General features: G+C 36.1%; 16 protein-coding genes. 7 read left to right on the forward strand and 9 right to left on the reverse strand.

Translation table 11 applies throughout. From position 1 onward, the window contains the following. The first annotated feature begins 81 nt into the window (after positions 1–81). Complete coding sequence (locus ACLHG9_RS04305; RefSeq protein ID WP_410220291.1) at positions 82–1,395, forward strand: DUF3887 domain-containing protein; 1,314 nt, start codon at positions 82–84, stop codon at positions 1,393–1,395. Here the strand turns inward: ACLHG9_RS04305 and ACLHG9_RS04310 are convergent. Then, positions 1,382–2,332 carry an NAD(P)H-binding protein gene (locus tag ACLHG9_RS04310; protein ID WP_410220292.1) on the reverse strand — a complete coding sequence of 317 codons (951 nt, stop codon included), beginning with the start codon at positions 2,330–2,332 and terminating at the stop codon, positions 1,382–1,384. The two genes, ACLHG9_RS04305 and ACLHG9_RS04310, sit on opposite strands and share 14 nt — an antisense overlap. Before the next feature lie 28 nt (positions 2,333–2,360). On the opposite strand from ACLHG9_RS04310, the gene ACLHG9_RS04315 reads away from it, so the two are divergent. Together ACLHG9_RS04315 and ACLHG9_RS04320 are read left to right on the forward strand one after the other, a co-directional pair. After that, complete coding sequence (locus ACLHG9_RS04315; RefSeq protein WP_410220293.1) at positions 2,361–2,960, forward strand: hypothetical protein; 600 nt, start codon at positions 2,361–2,363, stop codon at positions 2,958–2,960. A 257-nt stretch (positions 2,961–3,217) separates the two neighbouring features. Beyond that, positions 3,218–6,001, forward strand: a complete 2,784-nt coding sequence (locus tag ACLHG9_RS04320; protein ID WP_410220294.1) for an outer membrane beta-barrel protein — start codon at positions 3,218–3,220, stop codon at positions 5,999–6,001. 62 nt (positions 6,002–6,063) lie between these two features. On the opposite strand, the gene ACLHG9_RS04325 is transcribed toward ACLHG9_RS04320, so the two are convergent. Together ACLHG9_RS04325 and hutU are read right to left on the reverse strand one after the other, a co-directional pair. Then, positions 6,064–6,693 carry a hypothetical protein gene (locus ACLHG9_RS04325; protein WP_410220295.1) on the reverse strand — a complete coding sequence of 210 codons (630 nt, stop codon included), beginning with the start codon at positions 6,691–6,693 and terminating at the stop codon, positions 6,064–6,066. A 45-nt stretch (positions 6,694–6,738) separates the two neighbouring features. After that, positions 6,739–8,385: a urocanate hydratase gene (gene hutU / locus ACLHG9_RS04330; protein WP_410220296.1), complete on the reverse strand. Its 1,647-nt coding sequence runs from the start codon at positions 8,383–8,385 to the stop codon at positions 6,739–6,741. Between the two features lie 90 nt (positions 8,386–8,475). Between hutU and ACLHG9_RS04335 the strand changes: the two genes are divergently transcribed. After that, positions 8,476–8,808: a hypothetical protein gene (locus ACLHG9_RS04335; RefSeq protein ID WP_410220297.1), complete on the forward strand. Its 333-nt coding sequence runs from the start codon at positions 8,476–8,478 to the stop codon at positions 8,806–8,808. A gap of 96 nt (positions 8,809–8,904) precedes the next feature. Then, positions 8,905–11,217 carry a TonB-dependent receptor gene (locus ACLHG9_RS04340; RefSeq protein WP_410220298.1) on the forward strand — a complete coding sequence of 771 codons (2,313 nt, stop codon included), beginning with the start codon at positions 8,905–8,907 and terminating at the stop codon, positions 11,215–11,217. A 136-nt stretch (positions 11,218–11,353) separates the two neighbouring features. On the opposite strand, the gene hutH is transcribed toward ACLHG9_RS04340, so the two are convergent. Both hutH and ACLHG9_RS04350 read right to left on the reverse strand, forming a co-directional pair. After that, complete coding sequence (hutH, locus tag ACLHG9_RS04345) at positions 11,354–12,844, reverse strand: histidine ammonia-lyase (protein ID WP_410220299.1); 1,491 nt, start codon at positions 12,842–12,844, stop codon at positions 11,354–11,356. Positions 12,845–12,895: 51 nt separating this feature from the next. Then, positions 12,896–13,909 (reverse strand): Gfo/Idh/MocA family oxidoreductase, encoded by a 1,014-nt coding sequence (locus ACLHG9_RS04350; RefSeq protein ID WP_410220300.1) that lies wholly within the window; start codon positions 13,907–13,909, stop codon positions 12,896–12,898. A 77-nt stretch (positions 13,910–13,986) separates the two neighbouring features. Here ACLHG9_RS04350 and ACLHG9_RS04355 point away from each other — a divergent pair, with 77 nt between their 5' ends. Next, entirely contained in the window at positions 13,987–14,331 is a 345-nt protein-coding gene (locus ACLHG9_RS04355; protein ID WP_410220301.1) for a hypothetical protein, read from the forward strand. A 70-nt stretch (positions 14,332–14,401) separates the two neighbouring features. On the opposite strand, the gene ACLHG9_RS04360 is transcribed toward ACLHG9_RS04355, so the two are convergent. The 4 genes from ACLHG9_RS04360 to ACLHG9_RS04375 form a co-directional block, all read right to left on the reverse strand. Beyond that, entirely contained in the window at positions 14,402–15,082 is a 681-nt protein-coding gene (locus tag ACLHG9_RS04360; RefSeq protein WP_410220302.1) for an OmpA family protein, read from the reverse strand. A gap of 217 nt (positions 15,083–15,299) precedes the next feature. Continuing rightward, on the reverse strand, positions 15,300–15,995 hold the full coding sequence (locus tag ACLHG9_RS04365; protein WP_410220303.1) for an ABC transporter ATP-binding protein: 696 nt from the start codon (positions 15,993–15,995) through the stop codon (positions 15,300–15,302). A gap of 4 nt (positions 15,996–15,999) precedes the next feature. After that, positions 16,000–17,472 carry a DUF5687 family protein gene (locus ACLHG9_RS04370; RefSeq protein ID WP_410220304.1) on the reverse strand — a complete coding sequence of 491 codons (1,473 nt, stop codon included), beginning with the start codon at positions 17,470–17,472 and terminating at the stop codon, positions 16,000–16,002. 9 nt (positions 17,473–17,481) lie between these two features. Further along, a complete protein-coding gene (locus tag ACLHG9_RS04375) occupies positions 17,482–18,762 on the reverse strand; it encodes a replication-associated recombination protein A (RefSeq protein ID WP_410220305.1) in 1,281 nt (426 codons plus the stop codon). A gap of 225 nt (positions 18,763–18,987) precedes the next feature. Between ACLHG9_RS04375 and ACLHG9_RS04380 the strand changes: the two genes are divergently transcribed. Further along, on the forward strand, positions 18,988–19,656 hold the full coding sequence (locus ACLHG9_RS04380) for a succinate dehydrogenase cytochrome b subunit (protein ID WP_410220306.1): 669 nt from the start codon (positions 18,988–18,990) through the stop codon (positions 19,654–19,656). Positions 19,657–19,666 lie beyond the last annotated feature (10 nt).

A 19,666-nucleotide genomic window follows, 5' to 3' on the forward strand; every position in this document is an offset into this window, starting at 1 on the left:
TAACAGGTATTAACAATAGCCTACGCTGTTTTCGTAGTAAATATTATTACATTTGGTCTTTCAGACATTTTGAAGATACACATGAAAAAATTTTTCTTAATACTACTGTTAAGCATTTTTAGCTTGAGCTCTTTTGCACAGAATGTTTTAAATCTTTTTAATAAGGCCAATACATTTTTCGACCTGTTTTTTGAGAATAAGCTTGATGATGCTCATAATTATTTTTCTGATGAAGCAAAAAGCAAAATTTCTACAGAAAACCTGAAACAACTTGCCAATATGCTTGAAAGCAGGTTAGGAAAAGTAAAAAGCATAGATGCCATACAAAGCAAAAATCAAGGTGATTTTTTTGCGGTAATTTTAAATGGTGTTTTTGAGAATGACACTCAGGATTTTGTAATGCTGTTTGATAAAAACGAGAAAATTGTAGGTTTGCAACTGTTGCCTAAAGCCGTCACTTATCAAAAACCTTCATATGCCGACACCAATGTTTACGCAGAGAAATCTACTTATATCGAGTTTCCTAACCACCAGTTGGCTACCATTATTACTACACCTAAAAATGTAAAAAGCTTTCCTGTAGTAGTTTTAGTACATGGTTCTGGGCCAAATGATATGGACGAAACCGTTGGACCCAACAAGCCTTTCAAAGATATTGCCGCAGGTTTGGCTGCAAAAGGTATTGCCACAGTGAGATATGTAAAAAGAACTTTAATCTACCCAAATGATTTTAAAGGAGCTTTTACCGTAAAAGAAGAAACACTTGATGATGCCGTTTTAGCCATAGCATTAGCTAAAAAAATACCTGGTGCAGATGTAAAAAATATTTATGTTTTAGGGCATAGCTTGGGGGGCATGCTTGCACCTAGAATTGCGACATTAGTTCCTGATCTAAAAGGAATTGTACTAGCATCGGCACCTGCGCGTAAACTTACAGATATCATTGTAGATCAGAATAAATACATGGTTGAGCTGAGCAAAGACACTTCGCAAGCGATGAAAGATGAGTTGCAAAAGGCTTTGACCGAACTGGAGAAAACTAAGATTACCAAGTTATTGCCAAACATGAAACCCGACTCAGCTATTGGCGGATTGCCTGCCTCATACTGGATAGATCTTAACAATTACGATCAGCTTGCTACAGCAAAGAAACTGAATAAACAACGTATATATATCTTACAGGGAGGAAACGATTTCCAGATTACAGAAACTGATTTTAACATCTGGAACCATGAACTTGGCAAAAAGAAAAACGTAACCTTAAAGTTATACCCTGAGTTAAATCACCTCTTAAGTGTGCAAACAGAAAAAGGTAATATTATGCAGTACCAAAAGCCTGCAAATGTAAGTGAACAGCTTATTGATGATCTGGCCAACTGGATTAAAGCGAATTGATGCTCTGCTCGGCAATCCAATTAAACCAGTTGTTTACAATAAATTTATAATTCAATATATGAGGCACATTGAAACTATCTACCTGTTTCCATGTGCCTTTTTTACATACAAACTCCGGTATTTCATATCCTGTATTTTTTGCTAAAGCTGTATAAAAATCTGCTCTTGTTGGATGGTGCGGACAAACCGCATTATAAGTATATCCAAAAGCTTTTTGTTCGATAATTTGTAATGTTATGCCTATACAGTCTTGTAATGCTATTAAATTTATAGGAGCTAATCCCTGCGGAACCTGTCTTTTTCCTGCAAAATACTTAGCCAAATTTCTTTGCGCCCCTATAAGTCCGCCAAACCGAACAATGGTAGCCGTAAAATCTTTCTGATGATTTAATAATTCTTCTGTATTTAATAAAATTTTGCTCTTATGATCATTTGCTTTGATAAGGCTACGCTCATCAACTATTGTATTTACATCAGTATAAACACCAATAGAGCTGATTAAGATAACATGTTTTACTTTTGCTTTACAAGCATAAATTAATGATTTCTGTACTGCGTAATAATAGTCATTATCATCTGCAGATTTCACACTGCCCGGAATACAGATAATGAGAACATCACATTTAAAAAAAGAGCTACCTGAAAAGGTATTGTCGTTTAAATTTATCTGATGAGCATCAATTCCATAATTACTTAATAAATCAAGTTTACTCTTTTGAGTTACAGATCCTTTAACTTCAAAACCACTCTCCACCAACTTCCTTGCAAGAGGTAGTCCGAACCAGCCACAACCTAAAACACTGATGATTTGCTTTGCGTTATTCACATTGGCTAAGTTAATGGAAATAATACGGAAAAGGGAGTACTTCTTATACAGGTTTTGTTTTAAGAGGTATAAATGGAACATTCTTTGATAAAGCATTACAATAAAATCCATTTTGCTTAAACAATATAAATACACACTTATGAAACGCATATTATTTTTTAGCCTATTTATCTTAACGGTTACCTCTTGTTCGTTAACCAAGCAGGGACAACAAATCAGAGCATTAGAAAAATGCGAATACCGGATTATGGATGCTACAGATATTTCTTTAGCAGGTACCGATGTAAAAAAACTGATTAATGGTAAAGCAGTAAATCCTGTAAATCTTCCAGGTCTTGCACTAGGCTTATTGAGAAAAGATATTCCATTAAGAGCAAAACTTAATTTAGAAATTACCAATCCTACTGGCGACTTGGCCGCCATAAATAATTTTGAATATAAGATTCTTATCAATCGACAGGAAATTGCGAACGGTTTTGTAGATCAATCTGTAAGCATTGGCAGTAATCAATCTGTTAAAGTTCCATTGGTTCTCAATACAAATGTTTACCAATTCTTAACTGATAATAAAATTATCGACGACATTTCTTCATTCATTGCCGGAGCTACCAACGGATCGGAAAAAAAGGGTTTGGTTACGCTTAAAATAAAACCTTCTATAAGAATTGGAAATGAACTGGTTAAATACCCAGGCTTTATTACCATCAATAAAGAAATCAGCAGTAAAATCTTACTATAAGCTTTCATCAAAATACAAGCCGAACAGGCTCTTATTAAATGTATAACAGACATTTTAATAAGAGCTTTTTTTATTTTTCATTTTAACGTGCAACATTTTTAAAGGCATTGCGTCTAAATATCAAATATCTTTTTGAAGAAAGATATATGATAGTCTACAGTTTGCATGCAACAGGCTTTTTACAACTAAAGAATTAATTATATACGAATTAACCGTAGATTTAAACCAACGACACTAAAAACCACAAATAAACCTACATGAGAAGATATACCCTAACTGCTATACTTATAGTATGTGCCCTTATTACGTTTGCTCAAAAGGGTACTGTAACCGGAACGCTTGTAGATAGTGTTAACACGAAGAGAACTTTAAATTATGCTACTGTATCTGTATTTAAAGGTGCTGATACCGTATTAAGTACATATAGACTTTCTGATGATAAGGGTGTTTTTAAGATCAACAATTTAGATCTTGGCGTTAAATACCGCCTGGTAATCAATGCGTGGATGTATAACATCGTACGTAAAGAAATAACCATAGAAGCTGGGCAGCCTAATCTAAACTTAGGCACTATAGCCCTGAGCGAAAAAACCAATACACTAAATGAAGTAGTAATCCAATCTGAAAGACCTCCCGTTATTGTACGCAAAGATACCATAGAATTTAATGCCGAATCATTTAAAACTTTACCGAGTGCAGTTGTTGAAGATATGTTAAAAAAACTGCCTGGTGTAAGCATAGACAATGATGGCAATATTACTGTAAATGGCAAGACAGTAAGTAAAATATTGGTTGATGGTAAAGAATTCTTTGGCGGAGATCAACAGATTGCAACCAAAAATCTACCTGCCAATATTATTGATAAAATACAGGTAACCGATGATAGAGATGCCAAAAGACGTGACCCGGATATACTGGCGGCAAATACGCCACAGGTAATTAACCTGAAACTCAAAAAAGCGATCAAAAGTGGGGCTTTCGGTAAACTTTATGCGGGTGCAGGGATAAAAGATCTTTATGAAGCCGGAGGTATCATGAACTTTTTCAGAGATACCACACAGGTTAGTGTACTGGCCTATGGCAATAATGCCAATAAACCGGGCTTTAACATGAGCGATGTAATGCGAATTGGTGGTTTTCAGCGAACAGGTGTAAACAGTGTAATGATAAATTCTGAAGGCGCTTTTTCCTTAAATGGTATTTCATTTGGCGGGAGCATGTCAGGTGGCGTGCAAAAATCGGCAGGTGCTGGTGCTAATTTTAATACCTTAACCAAAAAAGGTACAAAAATTAATGCCAAGTACTTTTTTGGGCAGGCAAATAACATAACCGAACGTATTAGTGATATTGAGCAAACCTACGACAGCAATAATCGCCTATTTACCAATAGCAACAGTAACCAGGATAACAACAATTACACACATAACTTTGGCGGACGTATAGAAGCCAAATTAGATAGCCTTACACAACTTACCATTGAGCCTAGTATCTCACTTGGAAAAACCAGAAATTATAGTTCAATTTTAACCTCAAACCGAGATTCAAATAACCAAAAAATAAGCGATGGAAACAGAAGCTCGAATGTTAAGGGGCTTTCTACAGAATACAATCTTTCTACCAATTTATGGAAAGACTTTAAAAAAGCAGGGCGCTCATTGAATATTTCTCTTAACGTAAGTAAAAAAGAAAATGACAATGACGATCTTAATCTTAACAATACTTACCTTTTTAATCCTATATCATCAACTACTTTAGATCAGTTAAGAACTACCAATATCCGTAATTTTAACACCTACTTGAGTTTGAATTACAGTGAGCCTCTAAATAAGAAATTAACTTTAGGTATTGTTACCAATGGCAATTACATTGATAATGAAAATGCTTTAAGTACCTTCTATAAAAACCCAGCCAACCAGGCTTATGATATTGCCGTGCCAAGTTTCACAGAAACCGTAATGCAAAGTGGTTTTAAAACCAATACCCGTATTACGCTTAAATGGAAAATAAATCAAAGCTTTAATATACAACCGGGCATTGTTTTCAATACAATAGATTTAGAAAATAAGTTCTTAAATAACCCACAAATTAATCAGGATTATACATTCTTTGCGCCTCAGTTAACGATAAAATATAAAGATCTAAACTTAAGTTATACACCAAGTTTCAGAGAAGCTGATATTTCATACCTACAACCGGTACCAAACAATACTGATGATTTATTTAAGCAAAATGGTAACCCTTACCTTAAACCTTCTAAAACACATCAAATTAACTTGAATGTTTATAAATATGATACCAAGCGAACTCTGAGCTACAATGCTTACTTAGGAGGTAGTATTCAGAATGATGGTGTCATCATGTCAAAAGTTATATTCCTTAACGGTAGACAGGAAAGTACACCTGTAAATGCAAATGGTATATGGCAGTTCCATGCTAACGGTAACCTTTCTAAGGATTTTAAAAATAATCCTAAGTTCCAGTACAACCTTAACACAGGATTTTGGTCTAACTTTAACCGTGGTGTAGTTTTGGTTAATAATGAACGTAGCCACAGTAACATTTTACAGTTCGGGCCAAGAATTGGTGGCCGTATAAACTTAAATGATAAAATAGAGTTTAGTGAAACTTATAGTGTTACTTTTAACAATAGTAAGTATGATTCTAATTTCTATCAGAACCTAAGTTATACTTCTCAAAATTCAGACTCTGAATTGATTATTCGTTTCCCTAAAAAGATCGTTTGGGAAACCACCTATCGCTTACAATATGATAACCAGAAAATAAATGGTTATAACAATACTCAACAGATCTGGAATGCTGCTGTTACCCTATTGTTTATGAAAAATGACAGATTGCAATTAAAAGCATCTGTAAATGATATCCTGAATACCAACTTAAGAAATTATGCCTATATAACAGCAAACGCGTTAAATACGATCAGAACTAATAATCTGGGTCGTCACGGTTTGCTTACTTTAACTTACAATATCCAAAACTTTGGTGGTAAGGTAGGTGGAAGAGAAACTATGTTTAGGTTTTAGCGTAGTTTGATTAATAATAAAAGGCCGCAGTTGCGGCCTTTTTAATTTTTATATTTTTAAGTTTAGATCTGCTCTCCTTTTTGCAGTTTTTCTTTCCTCTGCTCCTGCCATAAATAATGCATTAAAGTATTCAGAACAACAGCATTCCAATCATCATGTAAGCTTAAAGCTAATTTTTTCTTACCATCATGCATATCTTGTATATGTAACATTCCTTTATCCTGAAAATACCTGATGCTTGTCCACGGCACTATCGTAGTCTTAGTTTTACCCCAAAACCAAGTTTTATAAGGCATTACAAAACCTTGATGATCAAATTTAGCATTACCAACTTCCAGCACCTGCTGTTCATTTAGCTGTGTGATAAAACGGTTCACCAAATGCTTCTTTACATTTTGCCATAAACCAGACATGATATAATAATAAGTATGGTCTTCGGCAAGCATTTCTTCAACTTTACTGCTGCTAAACTGAATATTAGCTGTTTTACCTTCTTTACTTTTTACCTCTATTGCATATACCTTACGTTGTGGCTTTTTAGCGCCCCCAACTAAAGAAACGCCATACTTTACGGCATCAATATCTTCGCAACGAATAGTAGTCTGATCTACCTGTACAATATCTGAATTGATTTTTACCTTCTGTTTTGAATAAGGTATTACAAAATCTACATCAAAGTTATGTTGTTCCATATGGCTAAGTTAAAACTATTTTAATTACAAAAAACAAAAAAACTTTTAGAGGTTTAAACCCAATCTGTGTTTGCGCAAAGTATCTTTTGCAATGTCATAGCCTGCATCTGCATGACGGATTACACCCATTGCCGGATCGTTATGCAATACGCGTTTTAATCTTTTTGCAGCGTCTTCAGTACCATCAGCAACGATTACCATACCTGCATGTATAGAGTAACCTATACCTACACCACCTCCATGATGTAACGAAACCCAGCTTGCTCCTCCCGCAGTATTGATTAGTGCATTTAAGATGGGCCAGTCTGCAACCGCATCAGAACCATCTAACATAGCCTCTGTTTCTCTGTTTGGAGAAGCTACCGAACCGGTATCTAAGTGATCGCGGCCAATTACAATCGGTGCTTTAACTTTACCTTCTGCAACCAGTTTATTAAATGCTAGACCGGCTTTTTCACGTTCGCCCTGGCCTAACCAGCAAATACGAGCCGGTAAACCCTGAAAAGCGATACGCTCTTGTGCCATGGTAATCCAACGACGTAAACTCTCATTTTCTGGGAATAGTTCTAAAATAACTTTATCGGTTTCATAAATATCTTGCGGGTCGCCGCTTAAAGCAGCCCATCTAAAAGGCCCCTTACCTTCACAAAATAAGGGTCTGATATAAGCGGGAACAAAACCCGGGAAATCAAATGCGTTTTTCACACCCACTTCCAATGCCCTGCCTCTCAGATTGTTTCCATAATCAAAAGTAATTGCGCCTCTTTTTTGCAGTTCAAGCATTTGTTGTACATGCTTGGCCATAGTGGCGTAAGAACGTTTTACATATTCGTCTGGATTTTCGGTTCTCAGCTTTGCCGCTTCTTCAACTGTTAACCCTTCAGGAAAATATCCAATTAAGGGATCATGAGCAGAGGTCTGGTCGGTCAATGTATCAGGTATGATATTTCTGTCTATCAAACGTTGTAGCAACTCAACCGCATTACAAACCACACCTATTGAAAGGGCCTTGTTTTCTACCTTATATTTTAAAGCACGATCTATAGCTTCATCAATATCATAAGCAATTTCATCAATATAACGTGTTTCAAGACGTTTCTTTATGCGCCATTCTTCTACATCTGCCGCAAGACAAACACCTTCGTTCATAGTAATTGCCAGGGGCTGTGCGCCGCCCATTCCACCTAATCCGGCGGTAACATTCAATGTTCCTTTTAAACTACCATTAAAATGTTTACGTGACAAAGCAGCATAGGTTTCATATGTTCCCTGCACTATCCCCTGAGAACCAATATAAATCCATGATCCAGCAGTCATCTGTCCATACATCATCAAGCCCTTATCTTCAAGTTCGTCAAAATGTTGCTGTGTAGCCCATTTTGGCACCAATTGCGAGTTAGAGATCAATACTCTCGGCGCATCTTTGTGTGTAGGCAAAATGCCAACAGGTTTACCCGACTGAATTAAAAGTGTTTCATCTTCTTCGAGGTTCTTTAAAGCTTTAATGATCAGCTCTAAACTCTCCATATTACGGGCAGCTTTTCCTCTGCCTCCATATACAATTAAATCTTCAGGACGTTCTGCCACCTCCGGATTAAGGTTGTTGAGCAACATTCTTAAAGCCGCTTCTTGTATCCATCCTTTGCAATTAAGCTGTGTACCGTTAGGGGTTTGATTAACTTTTAGGTTCATATTTGGTGTTATATTATAGTAATAGTTAAGTCTTTTGTTACAAATAAATGCGCATAAAGTTATTATTATTTGCTTAATTTTGTACTTAAAGTGAAAAAGCGGAACGCAAATATCAAACGATTTCTTACCATAATCATATTATGGGTATTTGGTATTGCCATTACACCATGGGGTGCCTTACACCATCATCAGGTAAATGATGTTCCGGTAGAAAAAACATGTACACACTCGGTACACGTAAAATCTAATCAGGATCATTGTTTAATATGTAAAGCTCACTTTGAAAAAAATTATACGATTGATTCCTTAAGTTATTATACTTATTTAAACAGTGAATTAATGCGGAGAACTGCTCCTGTAGTAAGTGGTTCTTTTGTTCAATTCATCTCTACCTCGTTAAGAGGCCCTCCTGCCCTAAGTTAAATTTTGTATTATTTTTTAGCACTCGGCAAAGCCGATGTGCCTTACTTACAATTAATTAAAGTTTAATTATTAATTAGGCGCTGCCTTTTTATATACATGAAAAAATTATTTATTCTTTTTGTTGGCCTTTTTTTACTGGCTTTTCAAAATATTTTTGCCCACACTGCATTTATTGACATCAAAGGGAAAGTTACTGATGCGGCAACTAAAGAGCCTTTAGCAGGAGCAACCGTTTTTATATCTGATTTAAAAACCACTGTTATTACCGGTAATACCGGCGAATTTGTATTTAAAAACGTACCTGTAAAAGGTAAATTTCTGGTAGAGGTACGTTATATTGGCTATAAAACTTCTTCCCAATTGGTTGATTTTGCTTCAAGGAACGAGATTGAGTTTGCATTAGAACCTTCTGTAGTTGAAAGTGCCGAAGTTGTTATTACAGGAACCCCTTCGAGCGCAAACAGCAAAACCAATAGTTTAGCCGTTGTAACTGTAAATAAACAGAAACTGGCACAGGCAGCAGGAACCAATCTCATAGATGCGATTGCCAAAGTACCAGGCATATCTCAGGTTACTACGGGTGGCGCTATTTCTAAACCAACCATCAGAGGATTAGGTTATAACAGGGTATTGACAATGGTTGACGGTGCCCGTGAAGAAGGCCAGCAATGGGGAGATGAGCATGGTATTTTAGCAGATCAATTTGCGGCTTCAAGAGTTGAGGTACTAAAAGGTCCGGCAAGTTTACTGTATGGTTCTGATGCACTTGGTGGTGTAATTAATATTATCGATGATTTGGTACCCCCTCCCGGCACTTTTAATGGTAATTTCAATGCAAATTATTCTACAAATGGTGGGTTAATAGGTTCTTCATTAATGTTTCAGGGTAATGATAATGGCTTTGTATATCGGGGCAGGGCTTCTTATAAAAATGCATACGGATTTGGCTATAAAGATAAAGTAGTGCCTAACTCTGGTTATAACGAAAATGATTTCAGTGCCATGTTAGGTCTAAATAAAACATGGGGCTATACTCACTTAAACTTATCGCGCTTTAGCACTAATATAGGGCTTGTTGAAAATGGTCCTGATGCCAATGGTGACTTTTTAAATGAAGATGGAGAGGTTATTTCAAATGATGATGCAAGACAGCGAAGGCTTGAAGTTCCTTTTCAGAACATTAACCATTACAGAGCTGCATTAAATAGTAATATCCTTATTAATGGCGGACAGCTGAAAAGTACTTTTGCTTTTCAGAAAAATATCAGAAAAGAATTTGAAGACAGTTCTACAGAGCCGGGCTTGCATTTAGGCTTGAGCTCATTTACATACGATGTGAAGTATTTATTTGCTGGTAATGGCAAATGGGAGCCTGCCATAGGCGTGCAGGGAATGTATCAAAAGAATGTGAATAGTGGGGATGAGTTTTTAATACCCGATTATCGCAGCGATAATATTGGCGCCTTTGCTTATTTAAAAAGAAACTTTACCAATGGAGCCATCAACGCAGGGCTGCGCTACGATTACAAAAAGATAAATGGTGATGAACTGATAGAAGATCATGGTAACCATAGCCATGAAATCTTTAAAGCCTTTGACAATAATTTCTCTAACCTTTCTGCTTCTGCTGGGTTTGCTTTTGAATTAGCTAAAGATTTCAATATTAAAGGTAATATCGGATCAGGTTTCAGAGCACCAAATATTGCCGAATTGGGGTCTAACGGGAAACACGAAGGTACTTTCAGATACGAGATTGGTAACAGTGGTTTAAAACAGGAAACCAGTCTACAATTTGATCTGGGCTTAGAATACCATGCAAAAAGTATAACTCTTGGCTTGAACGCGTACCATAACTCTATATATGATTACATTTATCTGGCTAATCTTAACAACGAAACCATACAGGTAAACGATCACCATACAGGTAATACAGAAACTCTACCTGTTTACAGATATTTACAAACCAATGCAACTTTAATGGGAGGAGAAGCCTCTGTAGATTTTCATCTGGTTAAGTCTTTACATTTTGAAAATACCTTTGCTTATGTTAAAGGCACCAATAATGCTACTAAATCACCTTTGCCCTTTATTCCTGCAGCAAGCCTAAATAACGAATTAAGATTCGAACCCGAAATCAAAGGATTAGAAGACAGTTTTATCAAAGTGGGTTTAAACAATGTATTTAAACAGGACCGTTTTGATGTTTTTGAAACAGAAACAGACGGCTATACCTTATTAGATGCAGGTATTGGAACTTCTTTCAAAACACCTAAAGGAAAGATCAATGTTTGGGTTACAGGACAAAACCTTACCAATAAACTCTATTACAACCATTTAAGCCGTTATAAACTGGCTAATATTTATAACCCGGGTCGTAATATAAGCTTCGGTATTAATATACCGTTATAAGCAAAAACAATTTTATAATCAGAAAAAGAAGGTGTCTAAAATTCTTTCGTCATTCCGTATCGAGTACAGAATCTTTGAGAAAGATCCTGAAACAAGTTCAGGATGACGACAATCCATTTAGGCACCTTCTTCTATTTTAATTTAATCCGTATGTACCGATAAAATCTACTGCTGATTTAATGTCAACAGAAAGTATCCGATCTATTTCATTGAAAGGAACTTTCTTTCTGAATTCCTGCATTAAACCTTCAATCTTTTCAGATGATCTTTCAGGTCTTCGCAAATCCAACGCTTGCGCTGCTGTGATGAGTTCAATAGCCAAGATACGCTCTAAATTCTCTACCACTCTTAAACATTTGGTTGCAGCATTTGCACCCATGCTTACATGATCTTCCTGTCCGTTGCTGCTTACAATGCTATCTGCTGAGGCCGGTGTACACAACTGTTTATTTTCACTTACAATTGAAGCTGCTGTATATTGAGTAATCATTAAACCCGAGTTTAATCCGGCTTCTTTAACCAGAAAAGGAGGTAATCCTCTGCTTCCAGATATGAGTTGATAAGTTCTTCTTTCAGAAATAGAACCCAGTTCAGCCAAAGCCAGACATAAAAAATCCAATGTTAAAGCCAAAGGCTGTCCATGAAAATTACCTGCCGAAATCACAAGATCCTCATCGGGGAAAACATTGGGATTATCTGTTACTGAATTAATCTCCGTTTCGAACACAGACTGGATGTAGGCTATGCTGTCTTTACTGGCGCCATGTACCTGTGGCACACAACGAAATGAATAAGGATCCTGAGTTTGTTTACCGGGTTTATTGATCAGCTCGCTGCCTTTGAGCCATTCTGAAATATTTTTGGCTGTCTCTAACTGCCCTTTATGAGGTCTGATCTCGTGACTCAAACTTAAAAAAGGATCAATACGACAGTCAAAAGCATCAATAGCTATAGCTGCAGAAGTATCTGCCCATGCAGAAAGTTTGTACGCCTGTAATAAACAATACACCCCGTAGGCACTCATGAATTGTGTTCCATTGATCAAAGCGAGGCCTTCTTTGCTTTGCAAAGACAAAGGTTTCCAGTTTAAAAGCTCATACAATTTAGTAGTGCTCATCCGCTCATCTTTATACCATACCTCACCTTCGCCAATTAAAGGCAAGGTTAAATGTGCTAAAGGGGCTAAATCTCCAGATGCACCCAAAGAACCCTGGGTATAAATTACAGGAGAAACATTATAGTTATAAAAATCTACCAATCGTTGTATAGTGGTTAAAGCTACCGCAGAGTGGCCATAACTTAAGGATTGAATTTTAAGCAGCAGCATTATTTTTACAATCTGCTTAGGCACTTCTGCGCCTGTACCACAGGCATGAGACAATAATAAGTTGTGCTGTAATTGAGTTAATTTACTGCTATCTACTTTAATATGTTGTAAATAACCAAAACCTGTATTGATGCCATATATAGGATCTTCACTTTTGGCTAATTTACGATCTAAATAGAGACGGCACTTTTCTACTTTTTCTATCGCTTCTTTAGAAAGTTTTATCTTGATTTGGTTTTTTAATATAAAATCTATTTTTGCGAGGCTTAATTTCTCTGCCCCTACTTCATATACATTCATTTAAATTGTGTTAGATCAGCAAATTTATAAATATTTATCAGGCTTCTTCATTTAAGAAGACAGGATCTCTATCTGGGTTAAAATATCTTGTTGGGTGATAGGAAAAGGTGTATCATTTATAATGGTAGCATAAACAGCATCAAATAATTCCATATAATTCCCTTTAAGGGATAATGGTCTGATTACTTTACGTCCTCCATCTTCTTCCATTATTGTAATTTTCCCCATGTCTTCTTTATTTTCAACCCCATAATCTTCTGCCGTTGGTTTAATTCCTTTCAGTAACTGGCTTTCTTGCACATCAGCATGATTTTTTGAAAAAGAACCTAAAGTACCATTCACTACAAATGCAGGTGGAATATCTGCCACCATCATACTTGCATGCAAATAAACATTTAACTGATCAGCATATTGCAGATGAATAAAAAAGTAATCATCAACCTGAGTATGTTCACGGTTTTTAGACAGTACTTTATAAAAGCTAAGTGGTTTGCCAAATAAAGCAATGGCCTGGTCTAAAAGATGAGGGCCTAAATCATATAAAAGTCCACTTCCAGGTACAGGTTCTTCTTTAAATTTTTTAGGCCCGATATGGTTTCTATAACGGTCAAACCTGAAATAGACATCAGTTAATTTACCCAACTGCCCACTTTGTATGATTTGCCGGGTTAATTTAAATCCACTATCGTACCTGCGGTTTTGGTAAACCATTATCTTTTTATTCTGCTTTTCTGCCAGCTCAAAAAGCGATTGAGCTTCACTAACCGTAATGGTAAAAGGTTTTTCTACCAGAACATGTTTACCAGCCAGCAAAGCTGTCTTTGCATACTCAAAGTGCGTATAATTGGGTGTATTGACAATGATTAAATCTAAAGTTTCATCTCCAATCAAATCATCAGCACTGTTATAACTGGTTACTTCTGGATAAATTTGCTGAACTTGTTTTTGGTTTCGCTCTGTTATGGCCTTAAAAGCAAAACCTTTATGTGCTTCTACAAAAGGTGCGTGAAAGACTTTACCCGACATGCCAAATGACAATAAACCTGTATTGATTATCTTACCCATAAAACAAAGCTAAAAATTTGACCTGTATGTGGTTTAAATTTTAACAACAAAAAGACGGATACAGTATATTTGCCTTTATGAAACCTTCAGAAATTAACAGTAAGTGGAAGCAGCTACAAAATAAAATAGCCAGTGAATTCGATTCAGAAATCCCGGATTTAAAGGTTGTTCTTTTTTTGATCGGTGTACAGGAACTAGGTAAGGGCCCTAAAAAGTACAGCAAAAGACAAAAAGAAGAGCTAATGCATATTGCTACATGCAGGTTATTAAGTGAAATGGGGTTTTATGAGCTAGAAGGGCTGGACCAAGATGGATGGCCACACTGGAAACTGATTAAGAAGATACCAGCTTATACAGGCCTTGAGCAGGAAATGCTCTTAAAATCTTTAGCCATAAATTACTTTGCCGACATTTACGAATAAGCGTAGCATATAAATGAAAAGCCCGGAATATTCCGGGCTTTTCACGTTTTTAATAGATAGATATTATATTTTAACCTGCTTTTTGGGCAGCTTCTTTTTTCAATTCATCGTTTGCAACGATTACAATTTCAACTCTACGGTTCGCGGCTCTTCCAGCTTCAGTAGAATTATCAGCAATTGGATCTGAAAATCCTCTTCCTTCGGTTACTAAACGTGATGCAGGCACACCTTGCGATACGGCATAAGCTTTAACTGCAGCAGCTCTTTTTTCTGAAACCGATTGGTTTACTGCAGCAGTACCTATGCTATCTGTATGACCGATTACTTTTACATCTGTACCCGGATATTGATTTAATGAGGCTGCTAAAGTTTGAATATTTTTCTTAGCTTCATCTTTAAGATCAGTTTTGTTAAAGTCGAAAAGAATACCGCTATCAAACCTAACAATAATTCCCTCGCCTTCTCTAATTACTTCTGCTCCCGGAATAGCTGTTTGAATTTCTGCAGCTTGTTTATCCATTCTTTTACCGATAAAACCACCTGCAGTACCGCCCACTGCGGCACCAATAACAGCACCTACAGCTGTATTACCTGCTTTTTTACCTATTAAAGCGCCAATTACTCCACCAGCCGCAGCACCAATACCTGCTCCTTTTTGTGTATTATTTAAGCTGTCGCAACTTTGAAATAACATTGCTCCTACTGATAGGGCTACTGCTAATGTTGCTGTTTTAAATTTTGAAATCACCATCTTTTTGTACTTTATAATTAGTTTATTATGTGGCTACCTATTCAAACCTGATGCCAAAAATTAATGGACCGTTCTATTAATCTCAAAAAATATTGAGTTAAAATGTGTTATGATTAATTTTTAACAATATATTTCATTACTTTTAAAATAATTGCTAAATCAAACCGGTAAATCCATTACTCATTTTCACCTCCCCACTGACCATAATTTTGTACAATTAAGCAGAAAAATAACTCTCCAGTTCTTTTAACGAATTTTCATTTGTATGGAAATCCTTGATTACTTTTCCTCTTTCAAGCAAAATAATCCTATCGCAGACATCTGTAACATGATTTAAATCATGGCTTGATATCAAGCAGGTAAAACCCCTACGTTCTTTTAATTTTTTGATGATCGCTTTCAATCTTATTTGTGTACTCGGATCCAAGTTCGCAAAAGGTTCATCTAAAATCAAAAGCTCAGGCTCTTGCATCAATGCAGCAACAATACCTACTTTATTTTGGTTTCCTTTTGAAAAATCCCTGATGTATTTACCTCTGCCCAAAATTTCACCATTGAAAAAATCTGTATAGCTGTTTAAACAATCGGCTACATGAGCCTCGTTAAATCCATTTAAACTGCCAATAAATTTAAAATACTCTTCAGGAGTAAGGTAATCTATCAGAAAGCCTTCATCTAAGTAGGATGCAGTATAGTTTTTCCACTGCGTATCTTTAGCTACATTCTGATCTTTTGATAGAACCTCACCTGCATCAGGTCTAATTAGGTCTAATATCATTCTGAAAAGCGTGGTTTTTCCAGCTCCGTTATTTCCTACCAAACCTATAACTTCTCCCGATTTAATTTCAAGGTAATCAATATCTACTGCCAAACGTTGGGCATATACTTTTTTTAAATCTCTTATTGTTAACATAGTCTTATTCTCTAAAGCCTTCGGCTATTTTATATTTTTCTTTTTCAAATCTTTTTACTATTATATTTATAAAAAAATTTCTCAGCAGCAACGCTGTTAATCCAAAAATCCCTAAGGCCAGCAGCCCCCAATAAGGTTGGTTCATCATACCAAAAGGCACGTAAATTACAAATGGCAATAATAACAGAGGAAAAGCCAAAATCCATTGAGTTGCGCCTACACCCTGCCAGTTAAAGCTGGCCGATTTTGTAATATCAAGGCGCTTACGGTTAAATGTAGCAATGTACAGTACCAAAGTTGCACCAAAACCAATATTAAAAAAATAGGCAGCCAAGTGTATGAATAATATTTTATAACTGATCACCACATAAAAACTCGACAGAATGGTAATAATGGTTGAGCTTAAGGTAAAAAGCAGATATTTAGCTTTTATAAAATCCCGATGATCTATCTTATTAACCAGCAGACCGTCAAAATGGGCACTTTGCCAGGCAAACATGAACTGTCCATAATTTACCAGAGTTATACCTGTCATAAAAACTGCGGCAAAAAGCATTTTTCCAAATTCATTGTTTGCTATCAATTTTTCCTTGTAAAAAATAAAACCATATAGCAGAAATAATATACTCATAAAAAATGCAGTACGTGAACGCTTGTGCCTTAAAATAAGTTTAAGTTCCAGCGCAGCCAATTCACCAACTTTACCAAAACGATTAAGGAAGGCGTAATCTGTACTTACTTTTTTCTGTTCTTTTGAACCCAGTTCTTCGGTATAAAGGTTAGCACTTAAAAATGCGCTATTTAACCTAAACATCGTAAAAGCTATAGCTGCCAAAATAATGGATAAATAAGGGTGCAGAGCAATGCCTCTAAATAAAGTGTTGGATAGGCTACGTATAGATACAATATGGTAATAATCTAAACCCATTAGCACAAATACAGCGAGGAGTATTATCCCAAAATAAGCGATGTTGTTGATCGATTTTCTTTTAACATAGAGGATGAGGAAATTATTAAATATGGTTAAACTTAAAATGGCGCACACATATCCAGCCAAAGTTCCTGCTCCATAAAATGAGTAAATACGGGTAAACACAAATGGCAGAAAAATGAAAAGCGGCAGAAAATTAAAGAAATTAATAAGTGCCCTTACATTCAGAAAATTAACAATAGTTTTCCTTTTTATTTTGAGATGCAGATAAGGTACAATGCTTAAGGTTGGTAATTCCTGCAATTGTATCCGCATGGCTATATCTAACATAAAATAATAAAGAATAAGTCCATTAAATGCCTCTATAAGATTTACTTTAGGTAAAGTCTTTTCCAGTAATACCGGCATGAGAAATCCAACACCTATAGCTACAGCTAAAAGGTACAGCATGAAAAGACCCAAGATAATCTGTACAATAATGCTTGAGCCCTTATTTCTGCTGCGCCAAAAAGATTTCCATTGGTGGTTTAAGAAAGTTGATATCATATGTAATTTTTAGTATTGGTATTTGTTTCCCCAGTTTTGTTTCAGTTTTTCTCTTAATTTTTCTTCTGCAGCATTTTTACCCGGATCATACAACTTGGTTCCGCTCAGGTTTTCAGGCATAAATTCCTGATCTACGAAGTTATTATCATAAGCATGGGCATACTTATATTCTTTACCATAGCCTATATTTTTCATCAGTTTGGTTGGTGCATTCCTTAAATGCAAAGGCACTGGCAGATCTCCCGTTTGTCTTACAAGAGCCTGTGCTTTATTAATTGCTTCATAAGCGGCGTTGCTTTTAGCCGATGAGGCCATATAGGTTACACATTGCGACAATATAATACGGGCTTCTGGATAGCCGATCACATTTACAGCCTGAAAACAGTTATTGGCCAGTAACAAGGCATTAGGGTTTGCATTGCCTATGTCTTCAGATGCCAATATCAACAATCTTCTGGCTATAAAAGAAGGATCTTCTCCCCCTTCTATCATACGGGCTAGCCAGTAAACTGCCGCGTTTGGGTCACTGCCTCTTATTGATTTGATAAATGCCGAAATAATATCATAATGTTGCTCCCCCGCTTTATCATAAAGCGCCATGTTCTGCTGCGCATGTGCCAAAACATTCTCATTGGTAAGTTCTATTACATCTCCGCCAATACCGTTTATAGCTATTTCTAATACATTTAAAAGTCTTCTGGCATCTCCTCCGCTCAGACGGATCAGAGCTTCATGGTCTTTTATTGTAATTTTTTTAGCTGAAAGGATTTCATCTTTTTGAATAGCTGTATTTAACAACCCTACCAGTTCATCCTCAGAAAGGTTTTGTAAAATATATACCTGGCATCTCGATAGCAAAGCCGATATTACTTCAAAACTTGGATTTTCTGTAGTGGCACCTATTAAAGTAACCAAACCACGCTCAACAGCTCCCAATAAGCTATCCTGCTGTGATTTACTGAAACGATGAATCTCATCTATAAATAGGATGGGCTGTCCCATAAAGCTGTCTTTTAAAGCAGCCGCTTTATCTATTACCTCTCTTACTTCCTTTACACCAGAGTTGATTGCACTCAGATTAAAGAAAGGCCGGTCTAAACTATGAGAAATGATTGTAGCTAAAGTAGTTTTTCCCACTCCCGGTGGGCCCCAGAAGATCATAGATGGAATACGGCCGCTTTCAATGGCTTTTCTCAGCACGGCATCTTTACCTACCAAATGCTTCTGGCCTACATATTCATCCAGATTTTGAGGACGCATACGTTCGGCTAAAGGAGGAATATTTTGCATAGTTAAAGGTAATTAAAATATCAGTTTTTCTATGGATATATGCCAGTTGGCTATATGTTTTTAACAAAAAAAGATCCCATTAATTGTCATCGAAAAGTTTGGGCACTTTTTCTTAGAATGTTTCTAAATAAATTAATCCTATGATTTTTACCATATTGCCTTCCCAATATAATTTATATTTTAAATACATTTGTGCAACAAGAATAAAAATATAAAAACAATCTAATGGGTAGTTTAAGTAAGACTTTTACGTCATCTGTAGGTAGAAAGTTTGTAATGGGATTAACGGGTCTGTTTTTGATCTCATTCCTTATTGTTCACGTATCTATAAATGCACTGATTTTTTTAAACGATGGCGGCCAGACTTTTAACGTAGCTGCTGATTTCATGGGGCATAATCTGGTTGTCCGTGTTATGGAGATCGGTTTATTTGCCGGCATTATCTTACACATTGTTCAAGCTATTGTATTGACTGCGCAGAATAAAGCTGCACGTCCATCTGCATATGCTTACAGCAATGCATCAGCAAACTCAACATGGTATTCTCGCAGTATGGGCTTATTGGGCACATTAATTTTAATGTTCCTTATTTTACACCTTTATCATTTTTGGTGGCCAACTAAAGCAGCTGTGTTTAACCACGAAGAACATGATACTTTTCAAAACATTACTATGGTTTTTCAGGAACTATGGGTTGTTATTGTTTATGTTCTAGGGGTAATTTCATTAGGATACCATTTATTGCACGGTTTCCAATCTGCTTTTCAGACCATGGGCTGGAACCACAAAAAATGGACTCCTGTTGTTAAAGCCGTAGGTTTCTGGTTTTCTATTATTGTGCCGATAATTTTTGCTTTAATGCCGATTTCGATTTATTTAGGCTGGATTAGTTAACCAAAAGTTT

This window comes from Pedobacter sp. (assembly GCF_046462515.1).
Classification (GTDB): domain Bacteria; phylum Bacteroidota; class Bacteroidia; order Sphingobacteriales; family Sphingobacteriaceae; genus Pedobacter.

Coding starts and splice junctions, on each gene's coding strand:
- ACLHG9_RS04305 (WP_410220291.1), top strand. CDS start 82: ATGAAAAAATTTTTCTTAATACTACTGTTAAGCATTTTTAGCTTGAGC.
- ACLHG9_RS04310 (WP_410220292.1), bottom strand. CDS start 2,332: ATGGATTTTATTGTAATGCTTTATCAAAGAATGTTCCATTTATACCTC.
- ACLHG9_RS04315 (WP_410220293.1), top strand. CDS start 2,361: ATGAAACGCATATTATTTTTTAGCCTATTTATCTTAACGGTTACCTCT.
- ACLHG9_RS04320 (WP_410220294.1), top strand. CDS start 3,218: ATGAGAAGATATACCCTAACTGCTATACTTATAGTATGTGCCCTTATT.
- ACLHG9_RS04325 (WP_410220295.1), bottom strand. CDS start 6,693: ATGGAACAACATAACTTTGATGTAGATTTTGTAATACCTTATTCAAAA.
- hutU (WP_410220296.1), bottom strand. CDS start 8,385: ATGAACCTAAAAGTTAATCAAACCCCTAACGGTACACAGCTTAATTGC.
- ACLHG9_RS04340 (WP_410220298.1), top strand. CDS start 8,905: ATGAAAAAATTATTTATTCTTTTTGTTGGCCTTTTTTTACTGGCTTTT.
- hutH (WP_410220299.1), bottom strand. CDS start 12,844: ATGAATGTATATGAAGTAGGGGCAGAGAAATTAAGCCTCGCAAAAATA.
- ACLHG9_RS04350 (WP_410220300.1), bottom strand. CDS start 13,909: ATGGGTAAGATAATCAATACAGGTTTATTGTCATTTGGCATGTCGGGT.
- ACLHG9_RS04355 (WP_410220301.1), top strand. CDS start 13,987: ATGAAACCTTCAGAAATTAACAGTAAGTGGAAGCAGCTACAAAATAAA.
- ACLHG9_RS04360 (WP_410220302.1), bottom strand. CDS start 15,082: ATGGTGATTTCAAAATTTAAAACAGCAACATTAGCAGTAGCCCTATCA.
- ACLHG9_RS04365 (WP_410220303.1), bottom strand. CDS start 15,995: ATGTTAACAATAAGAGATTTAAAAAAAGTATATGCCCAACGTTTGGCA.
- ACLHG9_RS04370 (WP_410220304.1), bottom strand. CDS start 17,472: ATGATATCAACTTTCTTAAACCACCAATGGAAATCTTTTTGGCGCAGC.
- ACLHG9_RS04375 (WP_410220305.1), bottom strand. CDS start 18,762: ATGCAAAATATTCCTCCTTTAGCCGAACGTATGCGTCCTCAAAATCTG.
- ACLHG9_RS04380 (WP_410220306.1), top strand. CDS start 18,988: ATGGGTAGTTTAAGTAAGACTTTTACGTCATCTGTAGGTAGAAAGTTT.